Below are 21,645 nucleotides of genomic sequence, written 5' to 3'. Positions count from 1 at the left end.
ATCCTCCGAGACGAGGCTTTTAACCGGTCAAGCCGCGCGCGAACGGGCTCTGGCAGCGCTGTTGCCGTCGCCTGGTACGCTCATTATTCTCCCAAGCTGCCGGCGGGGTCCGCGTTCGACCTCACTCAAAAGCTACAGTTCACGACTATCTGACGTTACTGCAGCTGCGATGTTCGAATCTGTCCTCCTGCACCATGACGAAATCGAATGCGGCCTGCCACGAGGTCGCGCCGTCGATGCGCTCGAAATCAGCGATCAGGGAGGATTTGACACCGAAAACGGCGTCGGAAGTGAGGAAGGGGTCGCCGCCGGTGAAGATGTGGGTGACAATCTTCTGGTGGCCCGGAGCAGTTACAAGGAAATGCATGTGGGCCGGGCGACAGGGGTGGCGATGGAGCGCCTCCAACAGGTCCCCAGCAGGCCCGTCGTCGGGAATGGAATAACTGACAGGCTTGATACCGACGAAGCTGTAGGCGCCGTCGGCGCCCGTGACGAAGCGTCCGCGGTTGTTCCATTTCGGCTGCAGGTCCGGCTGCTGAACGTCGTAGAAGCCATCGGCATTGTCTGACCAGACGTCGATCGTCGCCCCTTCTATTGCGTTGCCGTCGAGATCAATCACCCGGCCGTGGAACAGGCAGCTTTCGCCCTTAGCGTCCAGACTGATGCTTTCCCCCATCGCCCGGATCGGCGCGTTGGCGACGTGGAACGGGCCGAAGACGGTGTTCTCCGTCGCGCCTTCGGGACGACGGTTGCCGATGGCGTCGACCAGCATGGAAAGCCCAAGGACGTCGCTGAGCAGGATAAACTCCTGCCGTGTGTCGGTACAGGTCTGGCCGGCGCGGGTGAGGAAATCAACGGCCAACTCCCATTCCCGCTGGGTCAACTCCACGTCCTTGATAAAATCATGCAGATGTCGAACGAGGCTCGCCATGACCTGACGCATGCGCGGTGCCACGTCTACGCCAATCCTGCCGTTCACAGTCTCGGCGGAGTGTTCCTCAGTGAAATAACGGCGCATCAATCGCTCCCTGTCAGGCGGATCGGTCGAGCCGTGCGGCGAACCAGTCGCCGACGAGTGCCGTCCGCTCGAAGCTGTGGTTGTATATCGTGTGCTCACCGTCCGGCCAGACGCGGAGGGCGGCCTCGCCCGTCGCGGCATCGAGGAAGGGTTGCTGGTCCTCCAGTGCCACCAGCGGATCGGCGCCTCCGTGCAGGACGAGAAGCGGGCAGGCGATTCTGTCCCGCGCCGGATCGAAACGCAGCTTTTCCATGACAGCCTCAATCATCGCTCGATCCTCGGTGCCGATCATTGCCGCGCTCTGCTCGAAGGCCGTGCGGAAGGGCAGGATGGCGGGGTGGGCGAAGGAGCCGTTGACGCAACAGGCGCGGATGCGGCTGTCGCTGCCCGCAGTGCGTGCCGCCCACAGGCCGCCGTAGCTGTTGCCCCAGACGCCCGGCGCGCCGAGGCTCGGATCGTCCAGGATTACATCGACCCAGCGGCTATAGGCGGCCTCGACCCCCGCCTGAAGATAAAGGCCTTGCTCGATGCGGGTCTCGCCCTGGCCGGGGCCTTCGGCGAGAAGGGTGGCAAGCCCGCGGCGCGCCAGCTCCCGGGCGATTGGCAGATAGGCGATGCCCCAGCCGCTCTGGCCGCCGAACAGGATGACGGTGCCGTTTGCACTTCCGCTTGCGGGGCGCACCAGCCAGCCGATCAGGCTTTTTCCCGAATATCCGGTCTCGACCCGCTCGAAGGGCAGGCCGAAGACAGGGGTGAGCTTCCGACAGGCGGCGACCAGCCTGCGATACAGCGCGACCTTGCGGGGTTCGTCGAAATTGAAGGCCATCTGGGCGTAGACCAGCGCGGCGATGCCGCGCTGCCGTGCCTCGCCGGCGGTGACGATGTTTCCTTCAGCCTCGGCCCGGTCGGCCTGTTGCAGGCGCTCGGTGGCGATGGTTTCTGCCACCGCATCCCAGGGCTCGCCCTCCGAGATGCGGGCATGAAGCCGGCGCGCATCCCCCGGGTCCATGCCGCAGTCGAGAAGCCGCGTCAGTGGCATGGCCCGCTGATGGGCAAGGTTCGCCTTGATGACCGAGTCCTCGGTCATGCCCGTGCCTCCATGGTGGTCTCAAAGGTGGGTACAGGCTGATGCAGCCAGTGCAGCCTGTCGCGAAGGCCGCGCAGCAGGGTGGGGAGATCGGAGAGATCCCGGACTGCACCATACATCAGGAAATCGGGACGGCGCAGATAGGCGGCGAAACCATTTCTCTCCAGAAACGCCAGTTGCACGCCGTCAAGATCTGCGACTTGATCGGGCGCAGCATCGGTGTCGCCGACGACGATCCAGCGACCGCCGATGGCGTCGAAGAAAGCGTGGGTCGCGGGATCCAGATGGAGGCTCGGGTCGGTCCGGCTGACGATCAGGAAGCCGCGCCCCACCACGTCGTCCATCAAGCCTTCGCGGCCGCCGGCGCGCACGAGGCCCTGTGGCGTTGGTGCACCGGTGGGGGTGAGGAGGTTACCATCGGGCTCCACATGCACCACGCCGGTCTCGATCTTGGGGAAGGGCGGGGGCGGCGGCATGTTTCCGGACAGGAAGAGTGCATTGCGTTCAGCCACCTTCGCCGGGTCGTCCTCGTTGGCGACCTTGCCGAGCATGGTCGAGGTCTTGGTGATCTGCGTGACATGCGGGCGCCGCTCCGCTTCATAGGTATCGAGAAGCTCCGGCTCGGCCTTGCCCCGCAACACGAGGTCCAGCTTCCATGCAAGATTGGCGCTGTCGCGAATGGCCGAACAGGCGCCCTGGCCCATATAGGGCATCATCGTGTGGGCGGCATCGCCCACCAGCATGACCCGGCCTTCCTTCCAGCTTTTTGTGATCGCGGGGTCAAATGTATAGACAACGTTGCGGATCGGCCGGATTTCGTCGAGCCCGATGCCATGCTGCTCGCTGAGCCAGGCAAGGCCATTCTTGATGTCTTCCCAGTAGCTGGTTTCCTCGCCCGGCAGCACGCGCATCTCGAAACGCACGCGGGATTTGCCGATCGGCATGTACATGTGCGCCCGTGCCGGGTCGCAATAGATCGAGGTAATGGCAAAGCGGTCGCCGAGATCCTTGACGTATTCGGAATCAAGATTGAGCCAACGTTCATGATGGCCGTACTGGTGACGCGCGATGCCGAGTGCGCGGCGCGTGAAACTGTTGGCGCCATCCGCGCCGATCACATAGTCCACCTCGATCCTGCGGACTGGATCGCCCCCGTCAGAAACCGCCTTCCACGAACCGTCCCAGGGTTGGGCTTCCAGAACGACCTTATCCGCACTCTGCTCGAGCTTGGAGACTTCCCAGCCGCGTAGGAACTCGACGTTCGGCAGAGGCTGTGCGCGGGAATAGATCGCGTCCTCGATTTCCGGCTGGAAGATCGAAATATGGGCGGGAAAACCGCATTGCTGCCCCTTCCAGTCCAGATCGATCAGAATGTTTCCCTGATCGTCGAGGTAGTGGTAGGTGTCGATCGCCTGCGCGTCGCGAAGGGCATGACCGATATCCCCGGCCGAGGCGACCAGGCGTGCCGTCTCGCCGTCGATATGGCTGAGGCGGGGCAGGCCGTAGGGTTCGGGCCAGCGCTCGATAACGATGACATTATGGCCGGCTTGTCCGAGGAGCGAGGCGGCAGTCAGGCCCGCAGGCCCGCAACCGATAACGGCCACTTGCCGGTGCACCACAGGCGGCGTTGCCTTGGATTGATTCATGTTATCCTCCCGTTTTGCAGATATGTCTCGGCGCGCGCGTTCAGGGCGCGTCGCCTCGCCATGCCGCGGCGAGCAGCGCGTGAATATCGGCCCGTGTCACTTCCCGCGGGTTCCAATAGGGGTTCGCTGTGGCGATCTCCGCGGCGCGGCCGATATCTTCCTCCCGAAAACCGATCTCCCTGAGGGCTGTCGGGGCGCCGATCTTGACCGCAAAACCGTGTATTGCCGCACCGGGGGAGGTTTCCCCGAAAATCGCACTGAGCGGCCGAAGTTCGTCGGCAGCGGCGGCCGCGTTGAAGGCGATTGCGTGGGGCAGAACGATCGCATGGGTCTCCGCATGCGGCAGGTCGAAGGCCCCCCCTAACACATGGCAGAGCTTGTGATGCAACGACATGCCGACTGTGCCAAGCACAGTGCCGCACAGCCAGGCGCCGTAGAGTGCATCGCTTCTGGCCGACAGATCCCGCGGCGCCATAGCGATGCGCGGTAGGGCCTCAGCGAGGGCTCTCAGGCCTTCCGTCGCCATTAGCGAGGAAATCGGGTTACGATCGCGAGCGTAGAGTGCCTCGGCGGCGTGGGCCATGGCGTTTAGGCCGCTGGTCATCGTCATTGGGACCGGCAGGCTGAGCGTGAGTTCCGGATCATAGATCACCAGTTCCGGCAGAATCGACGCTGCACGTACCGTCTCCTTGCGCCCCGCCTGAGTCTGCCCAAGGATGGGTGTGACCTCCGAGCCGGCATAGGTTGTGGGTATGACGATCTGAGGCGTATCGAGGCGATAGGCGATCGCTTTGCCGAGCCCGGTAGTCGAGCCGCCGCCGAAAGCGACAGTGCAGTCCGCGTCGTTGTCGCGCATGGCCTTGAGCGCCTGTTCGGTGATCTCGACGGGCGTGTGCATGGTCGCCTGCGTGAACAATCCGGCGGCGCGATCCGCCAAAAGGTTGACGATGGCACCGGCATCGTTGGCTTGCTGTGGTGTGGAGAGCACGAGGGCACGCTTGCAGCCCAAGGCTTCAACAGCTTCTGCCACCCCCGCGCGGGCGCCGGCGCCGAACCTAATTCTTGCCGGGGACCCCTGATAGTCGAATTCCCTCATCGGTTCCTCCCTGAACGGGGCCGCGAAATCGCTTGCGGCTCCATCTCGAGGAAAACAGTAGCGACGGACGAAGGTGAATTCGAATAATGATATCTCCAGATAACATACCATTATGTTATGTTGTGAGCGGAACACGGAACTTGGGAGAATCTCTTCTTGCAGATTGATCCGCGCCATCTGCTACAGCTCTGGGCGATCGTCGATGCCGGCGGCATGTCCGAGGCGGCGGAAATGCTGGGAATGACGCAGCCCGGCTTGTCACGCACAGTCGCCTTTCTGGAAAAGCGGCTGGGTGAGCCATTGTTTCTGCGCAACCGCCGCCCGATGGAGCCGACTCCCTTGTGTCGGGATCTTGCCGATCTCGGTGCAGCGGTACGGCGCGCAACGGCGCGAGCGAGCGACGTGGCCCAGTCATTCAGGCGTGGCGAGCGCGGCGATATCAGGATCGGCGGCACGCCGTTTTTCATGGACGCGCTGGTCTCGGCGATGGTCGGCCAATTCCAGCGGACAAGGCCGAACGTTAGAATCGAGCAGGTCTATGGTTACACGACGAGCCTTGCCGAAAAGATCAGAGCTGGGCAGCTGGACCTCGCGATCTGTCCGGTCGAGGTCTTCGATGCAGATAGCGATCTGACCTTCGACCCGATCCTGACAGGGCGCAATGTGGTTGCCTGTCGCTCGGGACATCCGCTTCTTGCATCGGACAGGCTCCTGCCTGCCGACCTGCTGCGGTATCCCTGGATCGAGCCACCTGCCGGAAGTCCGCTGAGCGCCGATCTCAGAACTGCGCTAGTCAATCTGGGCGCCGAGCATGTGCGCATCAATTTCTCCGGCGCCTCGCTCGCCGGCATTCTCGCCCATCTCGCCCATTCTGACAGCCTCGCCGTGCTGCCCTTCGGCGTGGTCTTCGCTCGGCGGGAAACCGACAACATCACCGCGTTACCCATCCTGCCGAGCGGCGTGCCGCGCGCGCTTGGCTTCGTGCAATCAAAACTGATGCCGCCTGGGCCGGCAGCGCTGCAACTCAAGATGCACGTGCTCTCGGCTTTTGCCGGGCTGAAGCCCGAGATGGAGGCCTATGCGCAACGGTGCGGCGTTTCTCCAATCAAGGCGACCTTTACGTCGGATTGAGATTAGGCGTTCCACAGGCTGCAAGCGCACGTCTCAAATGTTCTTTGATCCCGTCGTGTGCGAGCAAGCGCAAATGGCGGCGCGAGTTCTTAAATCCCCGACCCGTCGAGCTCTCGCTCGTCTTCGCCTTCCCAGGGTGAGGGCATTGAGGTGCGATTGAGATTGGCCGAGGGCATCGGCATCCAGCACTTCAATTCGGGCTCGGCGTATTCGATGATGCGGCCGGGCGAGGAATCAGAGGCGCGCCAGCCTTCTGCACCGAACTGATCGCCATTCGACCAATACGCGAGGTCAACTTCTGCCGCCCCCTGTTCGGACGGGCGGATCGTAACGAGGATCCGACTGCCGTTTTTCGGCGCGCTTGCCATGTGGCGCCAGGGATCTGGCTCGGCCATCATTTTCCTCCTGTCTTGCTGCAGGTTGCAAGTGTCGCCTCGCCATCGGAAACGGTCAACTCAAACTTTGCACAACCCATCGTCTATCGATTGACTACCCGATCAGGATGGACGCTCCGAATTGAGGTGTACCATCGCTCCTCGGCTGGCATTTCGTAGCGTGGGTCCGCCGATGGCGCCGGCTGGAGGAGTGTCTACGACATTTTGAAGCAGGACGGCTGCACCATCAGCATCGTCCAGAACCCGACGATCTCGCCTGCCGATGACGTTGCCGCCGCCCGCACAAAGGCTGATGGCAAAGCGCGCCGGCTCAAAGTTCACCAACGTCATGTCCTTCGCACACTGGCGGCTCCGGTATCCGAACAACAGACAAATTCCAGGGGCGCAGGCATAATGAACGAACGCCAAAAACGAACGCGCCCGCTTGAAGCAAGCAGGCGCGTGACGGGACGTCCACCGCGGGTGGGCCGAGGGGTTGTAAAATCTCAGCTCCGCGGCTTCAGGTTCTCCGGGTCGTAGAGTGGCTTGTAGCCGACGCCGGCGACTTCGACGGGGTAGGTCTCGGCGAAGTATTCGACGTTCAGCTTGCGGCCGACCTGGCAGTGGGACCAAGGCAAATAGGCAAGCGCGATGTTCTTGCCGATCGTCGGGCCGTAGGCGATGGAGGTGGTATAGGAGCGGCGGCCGAGTTCGTCGACCAGCACCGCGCCGGTTTCCGGGTCCATGACCGGCAGGCTGCCGACCGGGTAGCGCTTCACGCCGTTTCTATCGGTATTCTCCGTGAGGATGAGCGTGCAGAGCATGGCCGGCTGGTGCTCACGTGCCTTGTATTCAAGATGTTTCGCCTTGCCGCGGAAGTCCACGTCCTTCACCTTCGGACGAGCCAGATCGGCCTCGATGAGGTTGTACTGTGTGAGAAGATCGGCATTCTGCAGGCGCAGGCTCTTTTCCAGACGGCGCGAGTTTGCATAGGTTTCGACGCCGAAGGCCATGACGCCGGTTGAGCGCAGTGCGTCCCAGACGGCGAGGCCGTCCTCATATTTCATGTGCAACTCCCAGCCCTGCTCGCCGACATAGGAGATGCGGAAGGCGGTGACCTTCCTGCCGGCGATTTCGATCGGTTTGATCGCAGCGAAAGCAAAGTTCTCGAGATCGAGGCCGGCCGGATCGGCAACCACCTTCTTCAGCGTTTCGCGGGCGTTGGGGCCCCAAATGCCGATGGTGATGAACTTCTCCGAAACGTCGGTGATGGTGACGTCAAGGCCGCGATCTTCGGCGACGCGGCGCATGTACTGGAAGTCGCGCGGGCCGGCATCGGCGCCGTTCACGAGACGGCAGCGATCGGCCATGCGGAAGACGGTGAAGTCGGCCCGTACCATTCCTTCGTCATCGAGGAAATGGGTGTAGATGCCCTTGCCGATATTGCCGTCGCCGCCGATCTTGGCGGCGCAAAGCCACTCCAGCAACTCGACGTGGTCAGGGCCTTCGATGTCAACCATATGAAAGTGCGAGAGGTTGACGATACCGCAATCCTCGCTCATCGCCAGATGTTCGGCGTTGGACACGCGCCAGAAATGGCGGCTGTCCCACTCGTTCTGGCGCACTGGAACGCGGTTGCCGTATTTTTCTAGGAGGTGCTCGTTGGCGGCGTAGCCATGGGCGCGCTCCCAGCCACCGAGTTCCATGAAGTAGCCGCCGAGCTCTTTCTCGCGCTCGTAGAAGGGCGAGCGCTTGACGTTGCGGCCGCTGGCATAGGGCTCGCGCGTGTGCACGGCCGGATAGTAGATCTTCTGCGCCGCCTCGAAGCAGCGGCCCTCGATGAACTTCTCCTCCAGCTGGTGCGGGTAGAAGCGAGAATAGTCGATCGAGGCGTGGTCGATCTCAGTGCGCCCGTCCGTCATCCAGTCGGCGATCAGCTTGCCGTAGCCGGGACCGTCCTTCACCCAGATGGCGACGCAGTACCAGAGGCCGCGCACCTTCTGGCTCTCGCCGCAGGAGGGGCCGCCGGCGGCCGAGACCTGCAGCAGGCCGTTGAAGGAATGGCCTTCATTGTAGCCGAGTTCGCCGAGGATCGGCGTCAGTTCCATGGCGCGCTCGAGCGGCTCGATGATCTGCTCCATATCGAGGTCGCGCTGCGAGGGCGACAGGCGTGCCTCGTGCTTTTCGAGAATGTTGCGCGGATGGCAGAGGCGCGGGTTGGTGGTCTCGTAATAGCCCCACTCGATCTGGCCACCTTCGGTGGTCTTCGGATCGCCGGTGTCGCGCATATAGGCGGAGTTGCCCTGGTCGCGCAGGAGCGGGAAGCCGATTTCCTTGCCGGTGCCTTCGAATTCGTTATACGGGCCGAAGAAGGTGAGCGGATGGTCGACCGGCATCACCGGCAGATCCTCGCCGACCATTTCGGCGATCAGGCGGCCCCAGATGCCGGCGCAGACGACGACATGGTCGGCCATGATCGTGCCGCGATGGGTGACGACGCCCTTGATGCGGCCGTTCTCGACGATGAGCGACCTTGCCGGCGTGTTGCCGAAGATCTGGAGCTTTCCGGATTTCTCGGCCGCATCGACCAGTTTGCCAGCAACTGTCTGCGAGCGCGGGATGACGAGGCCGGCATCCGGGTCGAACATGCCGCCCATGACCTGATCTTCCTCGATCAGCGGGAACATCTTCTTGATTTCCGCGGGCGAGACATAGTGGGCGCGGGTGCCGAAGGCCTTGGCGGAGGAAAGCTTGCGCTTGATCTCTTCCATCCAGACATCGTCGCCGGTACGCGCGACTTCCAGGCCGCCAATGCGGGCGTAGTGACCCATCTTCTCGAAGAAGTCGATCGAATACTGCGTCGTCCAAACCGAAAGATAATCGTGGCTGGTCGTGTAGCAGAAGTCGGACGCGTGCGCCGTCGAGCCGATATCGGTCGGGATGCCGGACTTGTCGATGCCAACGATGTCGTCCCAACCGCGCTCGATCAGGTGATGCGCGATCGAGGCACCAACGATGCCACCCAGCCCGATGATTACGACCTTCGCCTTTTGAGGAAACTCTGCCATTGATTGCGACCCTGATTGAAACTGAAGCCGGATTTTAGGATTTGCGGCGCTGCGATTAGAGCCTGTCTACGACATAATTATCGTGCTGCACGACCAGAGCCTGCACTCTGCAAACAGGATTTCTCCATCACGACAGAGCCGTCGACAAGGGTGCATCTCCTCGAACTCGGGTTTTTTCTTATCACCGCGACGACGCAGGGCCGCTGCAGAGTGGATCGCACGTGGCGCTGGCAGCTTCATAAGTCACAGGCCCTTGACGTCGTTAGCTCTCGACGTCGTTCATTTTCTCCTGATGCGCGGAATGCGCGCCGAAAATTGCGGCATGGGGAGTGTTCTCCGCTGGGGGAAACGCCAAACTTTTCAGATAAATAAGCCGGCCGCGATAGATTGGTGTTGACAATACACAACAGTCTTTGGCAAATGTCATCGCCGGCCTCATCAGGTCGGCCGTCGCGGCATCCGAACTCGAAAGAGGTCCGGGTGCGCGCTCACGGAGCGTGCCTAGGAGCACGCTGGGAGCCGTGATTGCGCTTGCCTGCGAACGACAATGACGGAGGGCGCGCTTTGGAATTTCGGGTTGATCGCCAGTTGGCATTTTTGGCCGTCGTCAACGTTGCTGTGCTGGTAGCGGGCGGCGTGTTGGTCGGTGCCAGTTTCCTCGACATCTACAACCTGCAATCCATGGCGGGCCAAGTGCCCGAACTCGGCCTTCTTGCGCTCGGCGTGATGCTGGCGATGATCTCGGGCAATGGCGGCATCGATCTGTCGGGCATCGCCCTTGCCAACCTTTCGGGTGTCATCGCTTATCTCGTGCTGCGCGACACGGTTTCGCCCGATGACGCGCCGCTGCTGTTCAGCTGGAGCTTTGCCGGCATAGCACTGCTCGTCGGCCTAGTTGGCGGAATGCTGAATGGGTTTCTGATTTCGAGCGCCGGCTTGACGCCGATCATCGCGACGCTTGGCACGCAGCTGTTCTTTACCGGCCTTGCGATCGCTTTCACCAACGGTTCGGCGCTGGGCCTCGGCTTCATCGAGCCGCTCGACGCCTTCGGTAACACACCGGTTCTGGGTGTGCCGCTGTGCTTTGCGCTCTTCTTACTGATTGCTCTCATCCTCGGCGGCGTGCTGCGCTACAGCCCGTTCGGCCTCAGGCTCCTGCTGCTCGGCAACAATGCCAAGGCCGCGCGCTATGCCGGCATTGCGGAAAAGCGCATCCTGTTTTTGACCTATACCGCCTGCGGCGTGCTTGCGTCGGTCGCCGGCATCGTGATCGCCGCGCGCACATCGAGCGTGAAGTGGGACTACGGCAATTCCTACGTGCTGATCGCCATTCTCATCGCCGTCATGGCGGGCGTTCGCCCTGAGGGCGGCTATGGCCGGGTGATCTGTGTCGTCCTGTCGGCGACGTCGCTGCAGATCCTGTCGAGCCTGTTCAACTTCATTGACATTTCCAACTTCTTCCGCGACCTCGCCTGGGGCGTGCTTCTGCTCGTCTTTCTCGCGACATCCGGCTTCGACGCCAAGGCCTGGTTCAAGGCATTGCGCGGCTGATCCAAGTTCCAGGGCCGGCGAGATGCCTTCGCACGCCGGTCGATCTGTCAAAATTCGAAGGTTCTTTGTGAGGAATGCATGCTTGCCATTCGTAAATTCGCTGCCTGCGCCGTCGCGCTTGGAGCAATGACTGCAACCACGGCCGCCATTGCCGAGGAAAACCCCAGCATCGTCACGGTGGTGAAGGTCACGGGCGAAAACTGGTTTACTCGCATGAACGAAGGCGTCGATGCCTATGGCAAGGAAAATCCCGGCGTATCCACCAGCCAGGTCGGACCGGGCAAGGCCGACGCAGCCCAGCAGGGCCGGCTGATCGAAGACCTGGTTGCCAAGAAGGTCGCCGCAATCGCCGTCGTGCCGATGGATGCTTCCGCCCTTGAAGGCGTGTTGAAGCGCGCCGCCCAGCGCGGCATCAAGGTCATCACCCATGAAGCCGATAATATGAAGAACACGCTCGTCGACATCGAAGCCTTCGACAACAAGGTCTTTGGCGCGCGCTTCAACGAGAAGATCGCCGAATGCATGGGCAAGTCCGGCAAGTGGACCTCCTTCGTCGGCTCGCTCGGCAGCCTGACCCATGTGCAGTGGGCCGATGGCGGTTCGGAAAACGCCCAGAAATACCCCGAGATGGAACTGGTCTCCGAGAAGAACGAATCCTTCAACGATGCCAACCGCGCCTATGAAAAGGCGCGCGAAATCCTGCGCAAGTACCCCGACATCAAGGGCTTCCAGGGCGGTTCGGCCATCGACGTCATCGGCATCGGCCGTGCCGTCGAGGAAGCCGGCCTGCAGGACAAGACCTGCGTATTCGGCATCGGCCTGCCCAAGGACACCGGCTCCTACCTCGAATCGGGCGCTGTCGACGGCATCAGCTTCTGGGATCCGAAGGATGCCGGCTACGTCATGAACAAGGTCGCCGACATGGTGCTGAAGGACGAGGAACTGAAGGACGGCATGGACCTCGGCGTTGCCGGCTACGAAAAGGTCACCGTCAAGAAGGGTGCCGGCGACGGCGTGATCGTGGTCGGCCAGGCATGGGTCGACGTCGACAAGTCAAACTACGCCAAGTACCCGTTCTGATTGGGTCGAGATGATGGCGATGCCGGGCCCGACAATGGGCCCGGCGTTGCGCGTCGAGTGCCGCTACAGCGTCGCGCGTCGAATGTGATGCGCCAGAGACACTGTAACGCTTTAGACCTGCTGCAATCGTCTCCTGGATCTATGGCGATCCAAGGAAACGTGCAGCAGGCCCGTTCTTTTTGGTCAGGACAGTGCCATGCAGCTCAAGCACGAAGCCGGCGCGCCGCATCCCGGCGGCGAAACCTCGAAAGCCGCAATTCCCTATCTGGAAATTCGCGATGTCCAGAAACGCTTCGGCGGCGTTCGCGCGCTGAAGGGGGTCAGCTTTTCGATCGAGCCCGGACAGATCTACCATCTCATGGGCGAGAATGGCTGCGGCAAGAGTACGCTCATCAAGATCATTTCCGGCGCGCAGCCGGCCGATGCCGGCGAACTGCTGATCGATGGCAAGCCCGTGGGCCATCTCACACCGGTTGCCGCGCTCGCGGCCGGGATCGAGACCGTCTATCAGGACTTTTCTCTGCTGCCCAACCTGTCCGTCGCCGAAAATGTCGGCCTGACGCAGCAACTGGTCGCAGCCTCCGGCAAGCTTGCCCAGCGGCTTGATCTCGGACGAATGCGCCAGACGGCGGAACGGGCGCTCGCGGCCGTGAACCTGCCGACGACCCGCGCCTTTCTTTCGACCCGCACGGACGAGCTGCCGATGGCCACGCGTCAGCTCATTGCCATTGCGCGCGCCATTGCTTCCGATGCGCGCCTCGTCATCATGGACGAGCCGACGACGGCACTGACGAAGCACGAAGTCGATAATCTCATCTGCATAGTCAACCGACTGCGCGCCAAGGGCGTCGCAGTGCTGTTCGTCACCCACAAGCTCGACGAGTGCAAGTCGATCGGCGGGCGCGCCGTCATCATGCGCGACGGCCAGAAGGTCGCCGAATGCGACATCGCCGATCACACCAAGGCCGAACTCGGCTTCTGGATGACGGGCAAGGTGCTGGACGAGGCGCGCTATCGTTCGGCGCCGAAGTTCGGCGAGGATCTGCTTGTCGTCGACGCGCTGTCGCTGAAGGATACCTTCGCCAATGTTTCCTTCTCCATGCGCCGCGGCGAGATCGTCGGTATCACCGGGCTTCTGGATTCCGGCCGCAACGAGCTGGCCCGGGCGATTGCCGGCGTCGCTCCAGCCGATACCGGACGCATCCGCCTCAATGGAAAGGATGTGACGCCCCGCAAGCCCGCCGACGCCATTGATGCCGGCATCGGCTACGTCCCCGAGGATCGCCTTTCGGAAGGTCTCTTTCTCGAGAAGCCGATCGAAGAGAACATTGTCGTGCCGGTGCTCGATCGCCTGCGCGGCGCCTTCGGCATCCTGGACGGCCGCCGCAGCCGCGCGCTGGCGAAGCGCTCGGTCGAAGACCTGCAGGTGGTCACGCCGGATGTCGCCAACCCGGTGCAGTCGCTGTCGGGCGGCAACCAGCAGCGCGTGCTTATCGGCCGCTGGCTGACCATCAATCCGAAGCTTCTGGTCCTGCACGGGCCGACCGTCGGCGTCGATGTCGGATCCAAGGACACGATCTACCGGATCATCCAGCGTCTCGCGGACGAAGGCATGGGCGTCATCATCATCAGCGACGACCTGCTCGAACTTCTGCAGAACTGCGACCGGATCATGGTGATGCGCAAAGGCGAAGTGGTGGAAACCTTTCAGGCCGAGGCGCTGGAGGAAGAGGCGCTTTACCGCGCCCTTGTAGAAGAGACGACCGTGAGGACCCCGCAATGACCGATACGACATTCAATGGGGCCACCCCAGCTGGCAACGACAAGGTTTCGCTTGGCTCCGCCTGGCGCTGGCTGCTGCGTCATCCGCCGGTCGTGACCTTTGCGCTGATCGTGCTCGTCTGCCTGGTGGTCGGCTCGATCAATACGGACTTCTGGCAGGTGTCGAACCTGTTCGACATCCTGCGCGCTTCCGTCGTGCGCGGGCTGTTCGCGCTCGGGGTCCTGGTGGTGCTGGCGTCCGGCGGCATCGACGTTTCCTTCACCGCCATTGCCGCCTTCGTCATGTATACGGTGACGATGCTGGTCACGAACCTGCTGCCGGGGTTGCCGATGCCGGTGATTTTGCTGGTCGCTGCCGCCGGCGGCGCCTGCTTCGGAGCGCTCAACGGCGTGCTCGTCCACGCGCTGCGCGCGCCGTCGCTGATTGTGACGATCGGAACGCAATACGTCATTCGCAGCTTCCTGCTGACCTTTGTCGGCACTGCCCTGTTCATGAACATTCCGGGCTCGATGGAGGCGTTCGGCAAACTCGCGCTTTTCACCCATCAAAGCGCCAACGGCTCCATCTCGGTGCTGCCGGCCTTCGTGCTTGTGCTCGCTGTTGCGGCCGCGGTGACCTGGTGGATCCTAGAGCGTACTTTGATGGGCCGGGCGGTTTATGCGGTCGGCGGCAATCCCGGCATCGCCGAACGCCTCGGCTTCAATCTGCGCACCGTGCATATCTTCGTCTTTGCCTATGCGGGCCTGCTGGCCGGTATTGCCGGGATCATGCATGTGGCGAGCAACCGGCTTGCCAATCCGTTCGACCTTGCCGGAACCGAGCTTGAGATCATCGCCGCGGTCGTTCTCGGCGGTGCGCGCATCACCGGCGGTTCGGGTAGCGTGATCGGCACGTTGCTCGGCGTGGTGCTGATCACGCTTGTCAGCAACGTCCTCATTCTCGTCGGCATTCCGAGCACGTGGCAGCTCGCCATTATCGGCGTCTTCATCGTTCTTGCCGGCACCGTCTTCTCGCTTCGTGCAAAAGACTAACGGGCTTCGGCCGTCGTCCAGCGGGTCAAGGACTGCTATCCGCGGTCACCAATTCAGTAGGGAAGGTTGAGTGCATGGCGCACGACGTATCTGTAATCGGACTTTACATTCTAGATATTCTCGGCCGACCGGTGGACCGGATCCCGTCCGGCGGCAACGTCGAATTCATCGACGAGATCCGCTTGACCGTTGCGGGCACTGCCGGCGGTACGGTCGTCGACCTTGCCAAACTCGGGCTGAACTGCCTCGCGGTCGGTGCGGTCGGTGACGATGAGAAGGCGGACTTCGTGCTCGCCACGCTCGACCGCTTCGGTGTCGACCGGTCGGAGATGCAGCGCATTGCCGGCGTGCCGACATCCGCGAGCATTCTCAACATCCGCCGCAATGGCGAACGGCCAGCTTTGCACGTACGCGGCGCCTCCGGACATTTCGAGATCCCCGCGGATGCGCGCGAGCGGGTGCTGGCGCCGCCGATCGTCCATCTCGGCGGCACTGGGCTGCTCGATCGCCTCGACGGCGAACCCAGCCGCGTTTTGCTCGAGGAAGCCAAGCGCTTCGGCAGGACCACGACCTTCGACCTCCTGGGCGCGAACGACAACACGCTGTCGCTGATCCGGCCGCTTTTCCCCTTTATCGACTATTTCATGCCTTCAGTGGAGGAGGCGATGCTGATTTCCGGCCAGAAGACCGCCGAGGATGCCGGCCGTTTCTTTGCCGATCTCGGCGTCAAGCACTGCATCTTTACGCTCGGCGGCGACGGCGTCTGCTTCCTCGATGCCGACGGTAAGAGCCTGCGCCTCCCGGCATTCGAGATCGACGTGGTTGACACCACCGGCTGCGGCGACGCCTTCAATGCCGGCTTCATTGCCGGGCTTCATCATCGCATGGAGACGGAAACCGCCTTGAAGTTCGCCCAGGCATCCGCCGCGCTCGTGGCGACGGGTCTCGGCTCTGACGCCGGGATCACCTCTTTCGAGGCGACCTGGGACTTCATGAACAATGCCCGCGTGAAGGCCAACTGACGCCAGTCGTGGCTGCTGCCCGATCCTGTATCGGGCAGCAGGACGGCTATTGCAGCAGCATCTCTGCCGTCGCGATGTCAGTGACAAGATGGGTTGCGTAGCCGCCCTTCAACGTCGCCCTGATGGCCGTCAGCTTGCTGGCGCCCCCGGCAACGCACAGGCGCCGCGGCACCTGGCTTAACTCGTTGAGTTCGATGCCGACCATGCGGTTGTCGAGATCACCGCGCACCGGCCGGCCTTCCGCGTCGATGAAGCGGCAGATCAGCACCCCGACCGCTCCTCCGGCCTGGTAGGCGTCGATGTCTTCCTGCCCGGTGATATTGGCCGAGCGGATCAGCGTCTCGGGGCCGATGTCGCCGACACCGAAGAGGATGATGTTGGAGGAATGAATGAGCTCGAACTGCTTGACCAGCACCTGTTCGGCCAGAAGCGCCTGCTTCAAGGCGGGTGTCGACAGCAGGGCCGGCGCAAGCAGGTTGATGCAGCGGGCGTGGATGCGGCGCGACATCAAGGATGTGCAGAATTCAGGCGCGAAATCCGGATTGGCGATCGAGCTTCCGGAGACCTGCACCACCGTCAATCCCTCTACCGGCTCGGGAAGCGAGATGCTGTCGGCCACGGCCAGCACCGTCCGGCCCCAGGCGACGCCGATCGTGTCGCCTGGCTGAACCATATCGGCAAGCAGGCGAGCACCGGCCTCGCCAAGCCGTTGCACCAGGTCGCTGTTGTCGAGGGCGGGAATGACCAGCGCACCCTCCAGGCTGAACTTGTCCTTCAGACGCCGTGCGATACCAGTCCGGGAGCCGACTTCCGTGTTCAGGCGAATGTTGACCAGGCCACGCTCGCGCGCTTCCTGCAGGTAGTTGACGATCGTTGCCCTGGATACACCGAGCATCTTGGCGATTTCGCTCTGGGTGAGCTGGTCGACATAATAGAGCCAGGCAGCCCAGACGACGCCGTCGTCGAACTCCGCAGGCAAGACTATGCCTTCGCCGACTGCCCGGTTTCCCCGCGCCGTATCCATCATCGTCTGCTCCCCTGGATTGTCATGGCTTCTCCTGAAGCGGAAAAAGTGTCCGCCGTCAAACAAATTTGCCATGCGTGTTGACACATGACACAGCATGGTGGCAATTGTCTCGACGAAGGTTTTGGGAGACGCCGAGATGGAATGCTCGACTATAGGCGCGTGCCAGTGGGTTGGAAACGAACCAATCGGCAAAGCGCGGCTTGGTGTCTTTCCCGCCCCCACAAATCGGCTGCAGCTCGCTCTCGACGTCGACCGCAATCCCGAGGCCATGCAGCCTTGGCGTGATGGCGCAGACGCAGGTTGCCGCCTGCAGCCAACCGACGGATAGCGTCGCCGTTTTGTCCTCACGGCGTGCGGGGAACGGTCGTCCGTTCGGCGCGCAGGCCGAGCAAGGGCTGCTGACGACAGGACTTGATTTTCAAACCCCATGGAAAACGCTGCCAAGCGCGGGAAGACAGGAGCCTTTTATGAAATCCAGATGGTCAGAAACCGAATTCGCCCGTGTCGTCGACACCTACGTCAACGCCGGCGTCAACCGGGACCTAGCGATCCGCACCTACACGACACGGCTTCTGGGTTCGGATTCCGAACTAGTACTGCATGGCGGCGGCAACACCTCCGTCAAGACCACGTTTACCGAGATGGACGGTTCCGAGGTTGCCGTTCTGTGCGTGAAAGGCAGCGGCTGGGACATGGGCACGATCGAACCGGCGGGCCTGCCTGCCGTCAGGCTGGAGCCGCTTCAGGCCATGGTCAAATTCCCGACGCTCAGCGACGACGACATGGTGATGCTGCAGCGCCGGCTGCTGCTTGATCCTGCAGCGCCGAACCCTTCGGTGGAAGCGATCCTGCACGCCAACCTGCCGTTTCGGCATATCGACCACACCCATGCCAATGCGATCGTGTCGCTGACCAATCAGCCGCATGGCGAGGATCTGGTGCGCGAACTGTTCCCCGATTCCATCATCGTTCCCTACGTGATGCCGGGCTTCGATCTCGCCAAGGCCTGCGACGAGGCGTTCCGCGCCAATCCGGGCGCCGACGGCATGATCCTGCTGAAGCATGGCATTTTCACCTGGTCGGAAGATCCGCGTGAATCCTATGAGAAGATGATCGCCACCATCGACAAGGCCGAGCGCCGCATCGCACGCGGCAACCCGCGTCCGTTCATGGTCGTCCAGCCGGCGGCCCCGCTTGCCACGGCAGCTCAGATCGCCCCGGTTCTGCGCGGCGCCATCGCGATAGACAGCGGCATCGAGGGCTGCCCGCGCCGCTTCGTGCTGGAACATCGCTCCGGCCCTGATGTCCTCGATTTCTGCAATGCCGAGAATGTTGCCGATCTGGTTCACCGCGGCAATGCGACCCCTGAGCACGTCATCCACATCAAGCGCTTTGGCGTGGCGCTGCCCGCCCCCGTTGCCGGCGACATGGCCGGCTGGGCCGACAAGGTGCGCGCAGCCGTCGCCACCTACAAGGACGAGTATCGCGCCTATTTCGAGCGCAACAATGCGCGCGTCGGTGGGATCAAGCGCATGCTCGATCCGATGCCGCGTGTCTTCTATGTTGCCGGTGTCGGCCTGTTTGCCGCCGGCCCGACAAAGAAGGCCGCCCGTGTCGGCGCCGACGTTGCCGAGGCGACGATTGCCGTGATCCGCAATGCCGAAGGCATCGAGAGCTTCGAGGCATTGTCGGAAGAGGACCTATTCGACATCGAGTACTGGTCGCTCGAGCAGGTTAAGCTGACGAAGCAGGCGGAGAAGCCGCTGAGCCGGCAGGTCGCGGTGATCACCGGTGGTGCGGGTGGCCTCGGGCTGGCGATTGCCGAGGCTCTGCACGCCGAAGGCGCCGAGATCGCGCTCTTGGACCTTGCCGAGGATGCCTTGCAGAAGGAAGCGGCAAGGCTTGGTGGTGTCGGCCTCGTCTGCGATGTGACGAAGCCCGAGGCGGTCGACGCGGCGCTCGCCGATGTGGCCCGGCATTTCGGTGGCATCGATATCGTCATCTCGAACGCCGGTGCGGCCTTCCAGGGCGCCCTGCTCGATGTTTCGGAGGAGGTCTTCCAGAAGGCTTTCGCGCTGAACTTCTGGGGGCACCACTATATTGCCCGCAGCGCGGTCCGGATCATGAAAGCCCAGAGAACTGGCGGTGCACTGGTCTTCAATGTCTCGAAGCAGGCGGTCAATCCCGGCCCCGACTTCGGCCCTTACGGAACGTCGAAGGCGGCGCTGATGGCATTGATGCGCCAATATGCCGTCGAACATGGCGCCGACGGCATTACCTCGAACGCGGTCAACGCCGACCGCATTCGCACCGGCCTGATGACCGACCAAATGATCGAGGAGCGCAGCCAGGCGCGGAGTATTTCGCCGGAAAGCTACATGCGCGGCAACCTGGTTCGACGTGAGGTAACGGCACGGGACGTCGCGGCCGCCTTCGTCCACCTCGCCAAGGCGCGCACCAGCACAGGCGCGGTGCTCACGGTCGACGGCGGCAATGTCGGGGCGATGATGCGCTGAGTTTAAAGCGTCCGTTATTCCGCCAAGTCCGAAGTAGCTCGGCCCCGGTCAGTCCAACTTGACCGGGGTTGGGCATATCCGTCCTTCAGGGCAGTCGCTCCCATTGGCTGTTCCCGCCGATCCATCTGCCGGCCGCCGCAGTTCCCTGGGGCACAACGATCCATGCGCGGCTTGCAGGGGTGGAGTGAAGTCTTAGCGCTGCTATCTGCGGGGGTGATCGACTATATATCCCTCATCGAAGTGAACGAAGCGCCAAGGACTGGCAGCTAGGCTTCGAAAGCCCACGGAAAGGGGATCATCATGAACGTAGCACGCTCTTTCAACAACTGGCTCAAGTACCGGCAGACGGTCTCCGAACTGGGCCGCATGTCCACGCGCGAACTGCGCGACCTCGGCATCGACCGCGCCGACATCCCGAGCATTGCCCGCAATGCCTTCGGCCGCTAACCGCGCCTGAGACCATCAAAGATTTCATGAAGCGCCCGCTCGGAAACGAGCGGGCGCTTTCTATTTCTGACGCTGCTCGTTCGGTCCGGACACTGTCGCTGAGCGCCGCGCTTCGAGCCCCGGAGCCATTCGGCAGGTCGGCGCTTGCGTCCCATATTTTCCTCGGACTGGATGCGTTGAGGGCCTGCGACGCTTGGCGCGTCGACGCGGCAATTTCGATCGGCTAGATCAATGCCGCATGCGCGGAGGCATGGTGGCTCGGCCGCCGCAGAAAACCGTGCCCGCTTCCAACTCGACCAAGCCTTAGATTGAGGCATGCCCGAGCCCGACAGCTCGCGCCGTTGACTCGAGGCGACCCAAGCCCGTCGCACCGGCAAAGGATCTTCATGACCGCGCTCATACAACACGGTTCTGCTCTGTTTCGTGACTATTCACTGGAGATTACCGGCAAGGATATCTGGCAAATCGAAGCTGCGAAATCCGAGATTCCTGCCGGCACGCCAATCAATATCGCCTACCTCGGCAACGAGAGCCACGCGCAACGCATCGAGGCGGCCGCGCGTATCCGGCAATGGGGCTTCGAGCCTGTCCCCATCATTTCGTCCCGGCGGCTGAGATCGGTGCAGGATCGGGACGAATTGCTCACGGGCCTGATCAGCGCAGCGCGTCCTGCCCGGTTCATGTTCGTGGGTGGCGATCCGTCGTCGCCAACCGGTCCCTATAAGGACTCGCTCGATCTAATTGCCGGCGGCATCGTCGCGGACCATGGCATCGTCAACGTCGGGATCGCCGGCTACCCGGAAGGCCATCCGAAGATTGACCAGGCGCGCCTGTGGGAGGCCCTTGGCCAGAAGACCGAGCTTCTGAAGGCCCGCGGCTGCAGCGTCGAGATCACCACCCAATTCGGCTTCGATGCGGATGCGGTCGTCGACTGGATCGCGCAGGTCAGGGCGCGTGGCATCGATGCGCCGATCCGCATCGGCGTGCCTGGACCTGCGGATGTGAAGCGATTGCTGCGGTTTGCGGCGCAATTCGGTGTGGCTTCGTCCGCGGCGATCGTCGGGAAATACGGGTTCTCGCTGGCCAACCTCGTCAACAAGGTGGGGCCGGATCGTTTCATGAGCCGGCTTGCAGGCGGCATGGCGGGCCGCGATCTCGGCACGGTCATGCTGCATCTCTACCCCTTCGGCGGCATTGCCGACACGGTCGCCTGGGCTGCGCGCGCCGCTGGCCGGCAAACGAATGAAAGCGTCGGTGCGCTCGACAGGCCCCGATATTATTGATCGGGCGGAAAACACGTCAACCAAGCGGTGCGAATGCCGTCGCCTTGATCTCGACCAGCCCACCGTCCGGATTGAGGTCGGCCACGGCAAGCTCGACCGCGGCGGGGTAGGGGATAGCAAAGAACTCGTCCCGCACCGCGGCGATCGCGGCCAGTTGCCCCGCCGTGTCCAATGCCAGGCGGTCACTTCCGAACACATGAAACATCTGGAGTTCGACGACGTCATCGAGGTGCGCCTCGCACGCAGCCAGCAATTGCTCGATCAACGTGAAGACACGGCGCAGTTCGCGACGAAATCCTTCGGCGTCCATCGGTTCGGTGTGCCGTTTGCGGCAACAATGCCGGACAGGTAGACGAAATCACCGGCACGGCGCGCGGGCGCGTAATGAAACTGATCCACATCCGACTGGAGTTCGGCCGGTATCACGACCTTTCCGGTCCGGGTGGGCACAGCGTTGACGGTCGTTCCGATGGGCTGCATCATAT

The 21,645-nt window shown here is 62.6% G+C and carries 18 protein-coding genes; 9 read left to right on the top strand and 9 right to left on the bottom strand.

Translation table 11 applies throughout. From position 1 onward, the window contains the following. Positions 1–145: 145 nt before the first annotated feature. Genes IB264_RS26375 through IB264_RS26360 form a run of 4 tightly spaced genes read right to left on the bottom strand, consistent with a single transcriptional unit; the run spans position 146 to position 4,847 of the window. A complete protein-coding gene (locus tag IB264_RS26375; RefSeq protein WP_057225091.1) occupies positions 146–1,018 on the bottom strand; it encodes a dioxygenase in 873 nt (290 codons plus the stop codon). A 13-nt stretch (positions 1,019–1,031) separates the two neighbouring features. After that, the gene (locus tag IB264_RS26370; RefSeq protein WP_057225090.1) at positions 1,032–2,105 is read right to left on the bottom strand and encodes a S9 family peptidase; all 1,074 of its coding nucleotides are present in this window, start codon (positions 2,103–2,105) and stop codon (positions 1,032–1,034) included. Beyond that, positions 2,102–3,751 (bottom strand): bifunctional 3-(3-hydroxy-phenyl)propionate/3-hydroxycinnamic acid hydroxylase, encoded by a 1,650-nt coding sequence (locus IB264_RS26365; protein WP_057225088.1) that lies wholly within the window; start codon positions 3,749–3,751, stop codon positions 2,102–2,104. The genes IB264_RS26370 and IB264_RS26365 overlap by 4 nt, the downstream gene beginning before the upstream one ends. Positions 3,752–3,791: 40 nt before the next feature. Continuing rightward, positions 3,792–4,847 carry a maleylacetate reductase gene (locus IB264_RS26360; RefSeq protein WP_025428238.1) on the bottom strand — a complete coding sequence of 352 codons (1,056 nt, stop codon included), beginning with the start codon at positions 4,845–4,847 and terminating at the stop codon, positions 3,792–3,794. Positions 4,848–5,003: 156 nt separating this feature from the next. Between IB264_RS26360 and IB264_RS26355 the strand changes: the two genes are divergently transcribed. Further along, positions 5,004–5,978, top strand: coding sequence for a LysR family transcriptional regulator (locus IB264_RS26355; protein WP_057225086.1), 975 nt, complete (start codon positions 5,004–5,006; stop codon positions 5,976–5,978). 89 nt (positions 5,979–6,067) lie between these two features. Here the strand turns inward: IB264_RS26355 and IB264_RS26350 are convergent, their stop codons facing one another. Next, on the bottom strand, positions 6,068–6,373 hold the full coding sequence (locus IB264_RS26350; protein WP_025428240.1) for a hypothetical protein: 306 nt from the start codon (positions 6,371–6,373) through the stop codon (positions 6,068–6,070). 485 nt (positions 6,374–6,858) lie between these two features. Beyond that, positions 6,859–9,420, bottom strand: coding sequence for an FAD-dependent oxidoreductase (locus IB264_RS26345; protein WP_057225083.1), 2,562 nt, complete (start codon positions 9,418–9,420; stop codon positions 6,859–6,861). Between the two features lie 564 nt (positions 9,421–9,984). Between IB264_RS26345 and IB264_RS26340 the strand changes: the two genes are divergently transcribed. The 5 genes from IB264_RS26340 to IB264_RS26320 all read left to right on the top strand — a co-directional run bounded on the left by IB264_RS26340 (position 9,985) and on the right by IB264_RS26320 (position 15,887). After that, positions 9,985–10,971, top strand: a complete 987-nt coding sequence (locus IB264_RS26340; RefSeq protein WP_057225082.1) for an ABC transporter permease — start codon at positions 9,985–9,987, stop codon at positions 10,969–10,971. 78 nt (positions 10,972–11,049) lie between these two features. Further along, a complete protein-coding gene (locus IB264_RS26335) occupies positions 11,050–12,051 on the top strand; it encodes a substrate-binding domain-containing protein (RefSeq protein WP_057225080.1) in 1,002 nt (333 codons plus the stop codon). 196 nt (positions 12,052–12,247) lie between these two features. Continuing rightward, the gene (locus tag IB264_RS26330; RefSeq protein ID WP_082571838.1) at positions 12,248–13,834 is read left to right on the top strand and encodes a sugar ABC transporter ATP-binding protein; all 1,587 of its coding nucleotides are present in this window, start codon (positions 12,248–12,250) and stop codon (positions 13,832–13,834) included. Continuing rightward, positions 13,831–14,865 (top strand): ABC transporter permease, encoded by a 1,035-nt coding sequence (locus IB264_RS26325; RefSeq protein ID WP_057225078.1) that lies wholly within the window; start codon positions 13,831–13,833, stop codon positions 14,863–14,865. Before IB264_RS26330 ends, IB264_RS26325 begins: the two co-directional genes overlap by 4 nt. Before the next feature lie 74 nt (positions 14,866–14,939). Then, the gene (locus IB264_RS26320; protein WP_025428246.1) at positions 14,940–15,887 is read left to right on the top strand and encodes a carbohydrate kinase family protein; all 948 of its coding nucleotides are present in this window, start codon (positions 14,940–14,942) and stop codon (positions 15,885–15,887) included. 46 nt (positions 15,888–15,933) lie between these two features. Here the strand turns inward: IB264_RS26320 and IB264_RS26315 are convergent, their stop codons facing one another. Further along, positions 15,934–16,914: a sugar-binding transcriptional regulator gene (locus IB264_RS26315; RefSeq protein WP_225906433.1), complete on the bottom strand. Its 981-nt coding sequence runs from the start codon at positions 16,912–16,914 to the stop codon at positions 15,934–15,936. A 467-nt stretch (positions 16,915–17,381) separates the two neighbouring features. On the opposite strand from IB264_RS26315, the gene IB264_RS26310 reads away from it, so the two are divergent. The 3 genes from IB264_RS26310 (at position 17,382) to IB264_RS26300 (ending at position 21,160) form a co-directional block, all read left to right on the top strand. Beyond that, entirely contained in the window at positions 17,382–19,430 is a 2,049-nt protein-coding gene (locus IB264_RS26310; protein WP_057225076.1) for a bifunctional aldolase/short-chain dehydrogenase, read from the top strand. A gap of 300 nt (positions 19,431–19,730) precedes the next feature. Continuing rightward, positions 19,731–19,877: a DUF1127 domain-containing protein gene (locus IB264_RS26305; protein WP_067698903.1), complete on the top strand. Its 147-nt coding sequence runs from the start codon at positions 19,731–19,733 to the stop codon at positions 19,875–19,877. A 386-nt stretch (positions 19,878–20,263) separates the two neighbouring features. Further along, positions 20,264–21,160, top strand: a complete 897-nt coding sequence (locus IB264_RS26300; RefSeq protein WP_063991850.1) for a methylenetetrahydrofolate reductase — start codon at positions 20,264–20,266, stop codon at positions 21,158–21,160. A 16-nt stretch (positions 21,161–21,176) separates the two neighbouring features. Here the strand turns inward: IB264_RS26300 and IB264_RS34495 are convergent, their stop codons facing one another. Further along, a complete protein-coding gene (locus tag IB264_RS34495) occupies positions 21,177–21,470 on the bottom strand; it encodes a Rid family hydrolase (protein WP_200954058.1) in 294 nt (97 codons plus the stop codon). Continuing rightward, positions 21,422–21,643 carry a hypothetical protein gene (locus IB264_RS34490; RefSeq protein ID WP_057225070.1) on the bottom strand — a complete coding sequence of 74 codons (222 nt, stop codon included), beginning with the start codon at positions 21,641–21,643 and terminating at the stop codon, positions 21,422–21,424. The genes IB264_RS34495 and IB264_RS34490 overlap by 49 nt, the downstream gene beginning before the upstream one ends. Positions 21,644–21,645: the final 2 nt, after the last annotated feature.

The organism is Ensifer sp. ENS11, assembly GCF_014851895.1.
Classification (GTDB): domain Bacteria; phylum Pseudomonadota; class Alphaproteobacteria; order Rhizobiales; family Rhizobiaceae; genus Ensifer; species Ensifer canadensis.
Note: the sequence above shows the minus strand (reverse complement) of the source record. Positions and strands in the feature narration are given on the sequence as shown.